Below are 10067 nucleotides of genomic sequence, written 5' to 3'. Positions count from 1 at the left end.
GGGCCAGTTCGGCCAAGGCCAGGGCGACTTTGCGGTTGATCGACTCTTTTCTCAAGCTGCCCACGAGGACGGCAATCGTGTAGACCTTGCTCATAGAGGTTTTCCCGACGTCTGACTAGATGAGCCTGTAGTTATAGAGTTTTCACCGCGGGTTCACCAGCAGGTTTTGAAGATCCCACAGGGGCTTTCCACGCGGCAGTTCGCGTAGGAAGCGTCTGAAAGCATCAACGAATAGTATTTTTTTTCCATAGGTAAACTACCCCGCTCGATGACGGTCTACAGAACCGCAAATCGAGTGTTTATCTCCAGAGGTTCTAAACAGATGGCTGCAGTACTTGTCGGACAGTTCCATGCCAGAGACGCGGAAGGACGCGTGTATTCGGTGCATGAGTTCCAGGAATCCAACCCGGCGCAGGACAGCCAGGCTGGCTCGACGCCTACCACCACCTACAAGCTGGCCATTGGCGACCGTGTAGAAAAGTTGGAAGGTGATGAGTTCAAACTGATTCAGTCGGGCACGATCATTGTGCGCGAATCGCAAACGACCCTCGCTTCATAAGATCCCGCCTTATCTGCCTGCTCAGTCTTGGCCAACGATGGCGTCGACTGGGCCGGGCGATCAAGGTGTGCGAATCTCCGTGACTTCAGCGCCCGACTCTCCCTCGACGTGCTTAAGCGTTACCACCACACGCCCTCGCTCCCCCTCGACGTCATACATCGAACGCTTATAGCCTGGCGTGGCGTATGCGGGATACGCCACCACCTGGCGTACCAGCGTGATCCCCAATACCGCCCCCACTCGCTCGCCGACCTGTTCCTGGGAACGGATAAACGCTTCAAGCGCGAGGTTTTCCGGGGTGTGTTCTTCGCTGGTGTTGAAGAGATAAGCAGCCACGCACCCCACGGTCACCAGGACCATGAGTTGCTTGGCCGTTACCCCGAAGAAGATCGAGGGTAGAGGCATATGAGACCAGACCTGTTTTTGTTGTATGTGCCGGGTAAACGGCAGTGGTCGTTGATGATCAGAGCAGCCATTCTAATCAGGTCGATGGGTAATGCCAGAGGTATCAGTGGTCGCCGTAGGTAATATCCTTGTTCACCCCTGCGCCACCCAGCGTGCGGTCTTTGCCGAATGAAAACAGATCAAACGGGGTGTGCGCCTGCGTCGGCGGGTAGTGGTACTGATAGGCGACGCCCCAGGGATCGGTCAGCAGCTCGTCCTTGATGTAGGGCCCCTTCCACTGCGCCTCGCCACTTGGCTGCGCGGTCAAGGCATCCAGGCCTTCATCGTCCCTCGGGTAGCGGCCTGTGTCCTGGTGGAACTGTTCGACAGCCCTGCCCAATTCGGCGACCTGGCCCTTGGCAGTGGCGATTTCTGCCAGTGTCACGTCGCCAAACAGCCTCGGCCCGACCGCCAGGGCGAGCAAACCGATGATGATCAACACCACCAGCACCGCCCAACGCGTAAACCCGCGCTGGGGATGCCGGCTGCCAATTACTGCGGTTTTGCCGGTCATCGTAAGGCTCCTTTTGGGTACGTCGGTAAATACACGCTTTGTATGACCCATGTGTTGCAGCAGCAAACACGCATAACGGTAGACGCCACGCGCCCAGGCCCGCGCTCTTTTTTGCGCAGCCATTGAATCCCCGCCGCGCGCCCCCTAGACTCCGGCCATGCGTTTACGTCATATCGAAGTGATTCAGGCCATCTTGCAGACCGGACACCTCGGCACGGCCGCCGAATGGTTGCAACTCCCCGTGGGCGACGTGGACGCCGCGCTCAAGGACGCCGAACAGCAATTGGGCTTCATGCTATTTGCCAGTGTGCGCGGGCGTTTGCAAGCGACGCGCGAAACCCTGGAGCTGCAAGCTGAAATTGCGCATGTCTATGAAGCGCTCGAACCCGTCCAACGCCTGGCCAGCCGCCTGAAGCACCACCATGCGCCGACGCTGCGCGCCCTGTGCACCCCGCCGCTCGCCAATCAACTGCTGCCGCAAAGTGTGGCCATGCTGCGCCGACGTTTCCAGGACACGCCGTGCAACCTGTCGAGCCAGCCGACCCGTGAAATCGTCAGGAGCCTGCTGCTGCACGACGCCGAGGTGGGCCTGAGCCTGCATGACCCGGAACACCCGCAAATCCAGGCCACCGTGCTGGCCCAAGGCAAGCTGCAACTGCTCGCGCCCCACGGCTGGCTCAAGCCCAAGCAGAAGTACATCGCGCTGCAGGACCTGGCCGGGCAGTCGATGATCGGCCTTGAGGGCCAGGACCCGCTGAGCCGCCTGTTGGACGCCAAGCTGCAAGCCCTGCGCCCGCTGCCGGTGGTGCAGACGCGGGTGCAGACCTACCAGATGATGCGCAGCATGGTGGAAGCCGGCGAAGGCCTGGCGATTGTCGACCCCTTCACCGCCTTCGGTGCGCGGGAGGCCGGGCTGGATGCGTGCCCGGTGTCGCCGCCGGTGCTGGTCAACCTGTACGCGCTGACCCTCAAGGACGGCGTGAGCACCCCGGCACTGAATGCGCTGCTGGAGATTGTCACGCAGAAGGCCGAAAGCCTGCTCGCGGGTTAGGCCTGTTCGACGTCAGCCTTGAACAAGCGGTACCAGAAAATCGCCACTTCACGGGTTTGCGGGTCAATGCCGCGATACCGCAATTGATCGATCCCGCCCATCACGTAGCCGCAACGCTCATACAGGCGGCAGGCGCCGAGGTTATTGTTCTGGGTTTCGAGCATCATGCCCGGCAGGTTTTTCTTGCGGCTCCAGAACTGCGCCACATCCAGCAAGGCCTTGGCCACCCCATGGCGCCGCGCCGGCAACGCCACCGCCAACTCGTCAACGTGTGCGAAACCATTCCAATTGGTGCTGACCACCACATGCCCTACCGCGCGGTCATCCAGGAAAGCCATGAAGATCGCGCTGTCGGGCGCATCGCGGAAGCTGGCGAACTCTTCCGGGTCGATCCCATAGCACTTGCGGTACGGCACGATGCGCTCCACAGGCCACTGATCGACGCGCTGGCCCATCTGCGGCACGCTATAGCCGCTCACCTCAAAACTGAAATCATTGCCCCACACGTAGGCATCGAAGCCCTCGTCGGCGACTCGAACACTGAGCCCCGGATACTTCGGGTTCATTACAGCTTGCATAAACATCCTTAACCCTTGATGCAATCGACGGTGTAACAACGACCACTGCCGTCGTCTTCGTGTTGCAACCCATGAACATCGGCGACAAAACCGGGAAAACTGCTATCGAACGTCCGGGCAAACGCCAGGTAGTCGATGATCGACCGTGTCGACTCGGTAAAGCGCTCGCCGGGCATGATCAACGGAATGCCCGGCGGATAAGGCACCAGCATCACGGCTGCGATGCGCCCTGGCAAGGCATCAATGGACACGGCCTCGACTTCGCCCCTGACCAACTGGTCGTAGGCATCGGCCGGTTTCATCGCGATTTCCGGCAATACCGTGTACATGCGCTTGAGGTGCTTGGCCGTGGCGTTGCTGCGGTAGCAGCTGTGCAATTGGTCACACAGGTCGCGCAGACCCAGGCCTTGATACCGCGCCGGGCCTTGGGCATACACCGAGGGCAAACAGCCAGCCAGGCTGACATTCGCATCGTAGCTGCGCTTGAACTCCAGCAATTCGGTGAGCAAGGTACTCCATTTGCCTTTGGTGATGCCCATGGAAAACAGCACGAGGAAGGAATACAACCCGGTCTTTTCCACCACCAGCCCGCGTTCCCAGAGGAATTTGCTCACCACCGCCGCCGGAATACCGCGCTCACTCAGGGCCCCGCCGGCATTCAGACCGGGCATCACCAGCGTCACCTTGATCGGGTCGAGCAGCACGTAATCTTCGGCTACGTCACCAAACCCGTGCCAGTCGTCCTCGGGGTGCAGCAACCAATCCGCCGTGGCGACCCGGTCGATGCCAGCCACCGACGGCGGCTGCCAGATGGAAAACCACCAGTCTTCGGCGGCGATGTGCTGGCGCAGGTTGGCCAGGGCGCGGCGAAAACTCAGGGCCTCGTCGAACATTTCCTGCAACAGCGAACGCCCGGCCGGGCCTTCCATCATTGCCGAGGCCACGTCCAGCGAGGCGATGATGCTGTATTGCGGCGACGTCGAGATGTGCATCATGAACGCTTCGTTGAAACGATCACGGTCCAGCTGCCGCGCGCCGCCGTCTTGCACATGAATCATCGAGGCCTGGCTGAAGGCCGCGAGCAGCTTGTGGGTGGAGTGCGTGGTGAACACCAGCGGGCTGTCCGGTGTACGCGAGGTGCCCATGCCGTAGCGCCCGGCAAAAAACTCGTGGAAGGCCGCGTAGGCGTACCAGGCCTCATCGAAGTGCAACACCTCGACACTGTTACCCAATTGCTGCTTGATCAGCTCAGCGTTGTAGCACAGGCCGTCGTACGTGGAGTTGGTGACCACGGCCAGCTTCACTTTCGGTGGGCGGCCACGGGTCAGCGGGCTGGCTGCGATCTTGGCGCGGATGGATTCGGGGCTGAATTCACTCAGGGGAATCGGGCCGATGATGCCCAGCTCGTTGCGTTCCGGGCACAGGTACAAGGGGATCGCGCCGGTCATGATGATCGAATGCAGCACCGACTTATGGCAGTTGCGGTCCACCAGCACCAGGTCGTCGCGGCCGACCATGGAGTGCCACACGATCTTGTTGGCGGTGGACGTGCCGTTGATCACAAAGAACGTGTGATCGGCGCCGAAGTTGCGCGCGGCGCGGGCCTCAGCCTCGGCCAAGGGCCCGGTGTGATCGAGCAGCGAGCCGAGTTCCGGCACCGACACCGACAAATCCGAACGCAAGGTATTTTCCCCGAAAAACTGATGAAACGCCTGCCCCACCGGGCTTTTGCGGTAGGCCACGCCGCCGCCATGGCCCGGGGTGTGCCAGGAATAATTGGAGTCGGCGGTGTGCTGCACCAGCGCTTTGAAGAAAGGCGGCAACAGGCCGTCGAGGTAAGAACGTGCCGCCCGCGCGACTTGCCGGGCCAGAAACGGCACGGTGTCTTCGAACAGGTAGAGAATGCCGCGCAGTTGGTTGAGCTCGCTCATGGCGTCGGCCGGGGCGTTTTCCAGGGTGACTTGCTCGCCCAGGGCAAAGATCGGCAGGTGGGGCGCCCTCACCCGCGCCAGGCGGATCAGCTCGACCATGTTTTGCAGCAGGTGGGTGTTTTCGCCGGCGCCTTCGGCGGCGATCAGCATGCACGCCAGGCCATGATGGGTGGAGGCAACCAGCCGGCCTTCGGCGTAGTCCACAGCGGAAAAAATACTGAAGCCCTCTTGTTCCAATTCCTTGGCGATACCTCGGACGCGGTCACCGGCAACGGTGTCGGCCTTGATGTCGCGGTGCACGATCAGCACGGGGAACTTCAGGTCTTTGTACATGAGTGCTTGGCGTCCTGAGGGCTATGCACTCAAGGGTAGAAGCTGGGACGGAATGACGCGAATGAAGATTTCGCGGGTATCGCAAATCACCTATGGGAGCTGGCTTGCCTGCGATAGCGATGGATCAGAGTCAGATAAGCCAGCTGACCCGCCGCCATCGCGGGCAAGCCAGCTCCCACATTGAATTATTGCTGGGTGAGTTGCGTCCACAACGCCGGCGTACCCGCCGACTTGGCAATCGCTTCCAGGCGCACCGCATGCTCGGCGAGGTCTTGCTCACTCGCGCGAATGATCGGGGTGGGCTTGCGGTCGGCCGGCAGGCGGCGGATTTCCGAAGCACGGTTGCCCGAGCCTTCTGCCGAGCCGCTGCCATCGGAGGCGTTACCCGCCAGCGACAGGCTGGTTTGCCCGCCGGTCATGGTCAGGTAGACGTCAGCCAGAATCTCGGAGTCGAGCAAGGCGCCGTGGAGTTCACGCCCGGAGTTATCGACGCCATAGCGTTTGCACAAGGCATCCAGGCTGTTGCGCTGGCCCGGGTGACGCTCACGGGCCATCATCAAGGTGTCGAGGATCGAACAGTGCCTGGAAATATCTGCACGGTCGGTCTGGCCCATCAGGGCGAACTCATTGTTGATGAAGCCGACGTCGAACGCCGCGTTATGGATAATCAGCTGCGCGCCGTTGATGAACTCGAAGAACTCATCGGCGACTTCGGCAAAGCGCGGCTTGCCCTTGAGGAATTCGTCGGTGATGCCGTGGACGCCGATGGCGCCTTCGTCACTGTCACGGTCCGGTTGCAGGTAGACGTGAAAGTGACGACCGGTGAGGCGGCGACCCATCAGTTCGACACAGCCGATTTCAATGATCCGGTGGCCGTCGGTCACCGGCATGCCGGTGGTTTCGGTATCGAGTACAACAGATCGGATCGCCATCAGGGTTCAGCTCTCAACGGGTGGTGTGCAGTGTGGTGTGAGTCAAAGGGCGCGATGTTAACACGTCAGCAAGATCAGCTTTGCTTGTAGCCCCGCACTTCATCGACGCCACGGTTGGCCAACTGGTCGGCACGCTCGTTGCCCGGGTGGCCGATGTGCCCGCGCACCCATTTCCAGGTGATGTCATGGCGGTTGCATTGCTCATCGAGCAATTGCCAAAGGTCGGCGTTCTTGACCGGCTCTTTCGCGGCGGTTTTCCAGCCGCGCTTCTTCCAGTTGACCATCCACTCGTTGATGCCTTTCATCACGTATTGCGAGTCGGTGACCAGCAGCACGTCACAGCGACGCTTGAGTTCTTCCAGGCCGCGAATGGCGCCCATCAGCTCCATGCGGTTGTTGGTGGTGTTGGCTTCGCCGCCCCACAGTTCCTTCTCCACGCCCTTGCACACCAGCAATGCGCCCCAGCCGCCGGGGCCTGGGTTGCCCTTGCAGGCGCCATCGGTGAAGAGTTCTACGGTATCGGTCATCGGTTGCATCCATCAAAACAGGCAGGGCTGAATTCAAAAAAAGGGTTTACGGTTCGCTTTGCTTGCGGTTGACCTTGGCCATCGGCATCGGCACCAGCTTGCCCATGGGCTGGCGTAGCACCTGGCGCACAGGCCGCAGCCCGACCACGATCTTGCGCGCTACCAATAGATAGAAGCCGCCGCCCGACAGTTGCCAGGCGCCCGCGCGGCGTTCCCAGCCGGCCAGGCGGCCTTGCCACTTGGTCGAGGCAAGCGGCGGACGATAGCACCCGAAGCGGCGTTTCTCCAGCGCGAAGCCCAGCAGGTTCAGCCAGTCGCCCACCCTGGAAGGCGAGATACAGCGCGCCTGGCGCAGGCCGTCATGGGCGAACACATGGCGCAGGCCCCAACTGCTCCAGGGGTTGATACCAATAATCAGCAAATGGCCACCTGGGCGCACACTGCTGGCGGCTTCGCGCAGCAAACCGTGGGGCGACAGGCAGAAATCCAGGCCATGCTGCAGCACTACTACGTCGGCAGCGTGCTCGCTCAGGGGCCAGGCCTGCTCTTCGCAGACGATCTCTACTCCCGGCAACGGCGCACCCAGGCGCACATTGCGCTGCACCTGCGGCGCGGCGGGCGGGGTCTGGGCCGACGGGCCGTAATGCACCAGGTAACCGCCAAAGAACCGGCCCAGCTCGTCTTCGAGCATGCGCCGCTCTTCATCCAGCAGAAATTGCCCAATCGGCCCGGCCAGCCAATCGCGGGCCGCGCTGATCAGGGCCAGCCACTCAGGATCGGCCTGGGCGAACGCTTTATCAGTCATTGCATTCTCCAACTCGCCTAGACGTTCTAAGATGCACCAATGTGTTCAGCTTGGCGAATCGAAGAATGATACAGATCAGTGCACTCCCCGCCTTCACCGACAACTACATCTGGTTGTTACAAGACCCGCAGACCCAACGCTGCGCTGTGGTCGACCCCGGCGATGCCGCGCCGGTCCTGGCCTGGCTCAAGCAGAACCCTGCGTGGACCTTGAGCGACATCCTGATCACCCACCATCACGCCGATCATGTCGGCGGTGTCGAGCAATTGAAACGCGTGACCGGCGCGAACGTCTACGGCCCGGCGAACGAGAAGATCCCGGCGCGCGACGTCGCCCTGCAGGATAACGACCGCATCACCGCGCTGGGTTGGGACTTCGACGTTTACACGGTGCCGGGGCATACCCTCGGCCATATCGCTTATTACCATCAAGGCGTGCTGTTCTGCGGCGACACCTTGTTCGCCGCCGGTTGCGGTCGGCTGTTCGAAGGCACGCCGGAGCAAATGCACACCTCGCTGGAGCGCCTCGCCGCCCTGCCCGCCAACACGCTGGTGTACTGCACCCACGAGTACACGCAAAGTAACCTGAAGTTTGCCCAAGCGGTGGAACCGCACAATGCCGACATCGCCGAACGGGTGGAACAGGTCAGCCAATTGCGTGCGCGCGGCGAGATGACGCTGCCGTCCAACCTGGCGCTGGAAAAACGGACTAACCCTTTTCTGCGTACCGCCGAAACATCCGTTAAACAAAAAGCGGACGAACGGAATGGCCGGGATAACCGCTCTGGGGCCGAGGTGTTTGCTAGCTTGAGGGCTTGGAAAGATAAGTTCTAAGCGGATGCAATCTGATACGGATTTTCTGAATGGTTGACCGGAACCAAAGCGCTTTCTAGAATCGCCCGACATTTTTGCCCGGAACTTACTTCCAGCCAATGTCGTCATCTATTCGTAAATCCATTTCTTCAGACGCATTGACCCGCCTGGCTCAAGCTGTGGCGGTGGCTGTGTCCGCCACACTGGCGGGCTGCCAATCGACAAATTTCGCCGCACAATCCACCGTGCAACCCAAACCCAATCTTGCCGCCAAAATCAAGCAAAAACCTATCTGGCTTTCCGAGAAGCCCAGCCCCGAAGCCCCCCAGGATGTCTGGGAACGCATGCGTCGGGGCTTTCAATTGCAGGACGGGCTGGGCGTCAACCCGCGCATCGAGCAACAGCGCTTGTGGTTCGCCAGCAACCCGTCCTTTCTGGAGAACGCCGGTGAACGCGGCAGCCTCTACATTCATTACATCGTCGAACGTCTTGAAGAACGCAACATGCCCCTGGAGCTGGCGCTGCTGCCAGTGATTGAAAGTGCCTACAACCCAATGGCCTATTCGCGCAGCGATGCCGTCGGCTTGTGGCAGTTCATTCCCTCCACCGGGCGCTACTTCAACCTGCGCCAGACCCGCGCCTACGACGGCCGCCGCGACATCACCGCCTCCACCACCGCCGCCCTGGACTACCTGACCCGCCTGCACGACATGTTCAACGGCGACTGGCTGCTGGCCCTGGCAGCCTACAACGCCGGCGAAGGCACCGTGAGCCGGGCGATCGAGCGCAATGAAAAGCTCGGCCTGCCGACCGACTACTGGAACCTGCCCCTGCCCCAGGAAACCAAGGACTACGTGCCCAAGTTCCTGGCACTGTCCCAGGTGGTGCTGGCCCCCGAGGCGTATGGCGTCAATTTGAGCCCGATTGCCAACACGCCGTATTTTGAAGTGGTTGAAGTCAAGCAAAGCATGGACCTGTCACGGGTGGCTGCGCTGGCCGAAATCGACGAAGACGAACTGTTCCAGCTCAACCCGGCGCTGAAACAACGCACCACCCTGGACGGCCCCCAGCACCTGCTCGTACCGAGCTCCAAGGCGCAACTGCTGACCAGCACCCTTTCGACGATGAAGCCGGAAGAATTACTGGCCATGCGTCCGAAAAAGCAGGTGTTCGACGAAGTTGAGACCGCCAAAGTTGCCGGACGCACCCGCAGCTACAAAGTACGCACTGGCGATAACCTCACGCTGATCGCCAAGGCGAACAAGGTCGATGTGCATGACCTGCAGCGCTGGAACAAGCTCAATGGCCAGGCGCTCAAGGTTGGCCAGACCCTGGTGATGCAGGACACGCGCAAGCTGGTGGCCAAGGCCGACGGCAAGAAGCCGGTGCAGTACAAGGTCAAGAAAGGCGACTCGTTGTACATTGTCGCCAAGCGTTTCAACGTTGAGATGCAACATCTCAAGCGCTGGAACCCGCGCACCGGCCAGGCGTTGAAGCCAGGGCAGATGCTGGTGGTTTCCGGCCCGCGCTAGGGCTTCAAGAACACTGGGGAGCTAATGTGGGAGCGGGCTTGCTCGCGAA

At 61.0% G+C, this 10067-nt stretch carries 11 protein-coding genes and 1 pseudogene; 4 read left to right on the top strand and 8 right to left on the bottom strand.

Going from position 1 to position 10067, the window contains the following annotated elements; genetic code table 11:
• A pseudogene (locus tag WBB95_RS15300) lies at positions 1–94 on the bottom strand (ACP phosphodiesterase); the annotation flags it as partial.
• 228 nt (positions 95–322) lie between these two features.
• On the opposite strand from WBB95_RS15300, the gene WBB95_RS15295 reads away from it, so the two are divergent.
• On the top strand, positions 323–559 hold the full coding sequence (locus WBB95_RS15295) for a hypothetical protein (RefSeq protein ID WP_017136925.1): 237 nt from the start codon (positions 323–325) through the stop codon (positions 557–559).
• Between the two features lie 60 nt (positions 560–619).
• Here the strand turns inward: WBB95_RS15295 and WBB95_RS15290 are convergent, their stop codons facing one another.
• Both WBB95_RS15290 and gspG read right to left on the bottom strand, forming a co-directional pair.
• The gene (locus tag WBB95_RS15290) at positions 620–964 is read right to left on the bottom strand and encodes a hypothetical protein (protein WP_424488350.1); all 345 of its coding nucleotides are present in this window, start codon (positions 962–964) and stop codon (positions 620–622) included.
• A gap of 103 nt (positions 965–1067) precedes the next feature.
• Positions 1068–1517 carry a type II secretion system major pseudopilin GspG gene (gene gspG / locus WBB95_RS15285; RefSeq protein WP_424488349.1) on the bottom strand — a complete coding sequence of 150 codons (450 nt, stop codon included), beginning with the start codon at positions 1515–1517 and terminating at the stop codon, positions 1068–1070.
• 157 nt (positions 1518–1674) lie between these two features.
• Here gspG and WBB95_RS15280 point away from each other — a divergent pair, with 157 nt between their 5' ends.
• Positions 1675–2568: a LysR substrate-binding domain-containing protein gene (locus WBB95_RS15280; protein WP_424488348.1), complete on the top strand. Its 894-nt coding sequence runs from the start codon at positions 1675–1677 to the stop codon at positions 2566–2568.
• Here WBB95_RS15280 and WBB95_RS15275 read toward each other — a convergent pair.
• From WBB95_RS15275 to WBB95_RS15255, 5 genes are all read right to left on the bottom strand, one after another.
• Entirely contained in the window at positions 2565–3146 is a 582-nt protein-coding gene (locus WBB95_RS15275; RefSeq protein WP_424488347.1) for a GNAT family N-acetyltransferase, read from the bottom strand. The two genes, WBB95_RS15280 and WBB95_RS15275, sit on opposite strands and share 4 nt — an antisense overlap.
• An 8-nt stretch (positions 3147–3154) precedes the next feature.
• A complete protein-coding gene (locus tag WBB95_RS15270) occupies positions 3155–5410 on the bottom strand; it encodes an Orn/Lys/Arg decarboxylase N-terminal domain-containing protein (protein ID WP_424488346.1) in 2256 nt (751 codons plus the stop codon).
• A gap of 185 nt (positions 5411–5595) precedes the next feature.
• The gene (gene dnaQ, locus WBB95_RS15265; protein ID WP_424488351.1) at positions 5596–6336 is read right to left on the bottom strand and encodes a DNA polymerase III subunit epsilon; all 741 of its coding nucleotides are present in this window, start codon (positions 6334–6336) and stop codon (positions 5596–5598) included.
• Positions 6337–6416: 80 nt separating this feature from the next.
• Entirely contained in the window at positions 6417–6869 is a 453-nt protein-coding gene (gene rnhA, locus WBB95_RS15260) for a ribonuclease HI (protein ID WP_017136932.1), read from the bottom strand.
• 46 nt (positions 6870–6915) lie between these two features.
• On the bottom strand, positions 6916–7674 hold the full coding sequence (locus WBB95_RS15255; RefSeq protein WP_424488345.1) for a class I SAM-dependent methyltransferase: 759 nt from the start codon (positions 7672–7674) through the stop codon (positions 6916–6918).
• Between the two features lie 65 nt (positions 7675–7739).
• Here WBB95_RS15255 and gloB point away from each other — a divergent pair, with 65 nt between their 5' ends.
• Positions 7740–8507: a hydroxyacylglutathione hydrolase gene (gloB, locus tag WBB95_RS15250; protein ID WP_424488344.1), complete on the top strand. Its 768-nt coding sequence runs from the start codon at positions 7740–7742 to the stop codon at positions 8505–8507.
• A 98-nt stretch (positions 8508–8605) separates the two neighbouring features.
• Positions 8606–10018: a transglycosylase SLT domain-containing protein gene (locus WBB95_RS15245; protein ID WP_424488343.1), complete on the top strand. Its 1413-nt coding sequence runs from the start codon at positions 8606–8608 to the stop codon at positions 10016–10018.
• The last annotated feature ends 49 nt before the right edge of the window (positions 10019–10067 follow it).

Source organism: Pseudomonas sp. (assembly GCF_049645325.1).
Classification (GTDB): domain Bacteria; phylum Pseudomonadota; class Gammaproteobacteria; order Pseudomonadales; family Pseudomonadaceae; genus Aquipseudomonas.
This window is presented reverse-complemented; position numbering and strand designations above follow the sequence as displayed.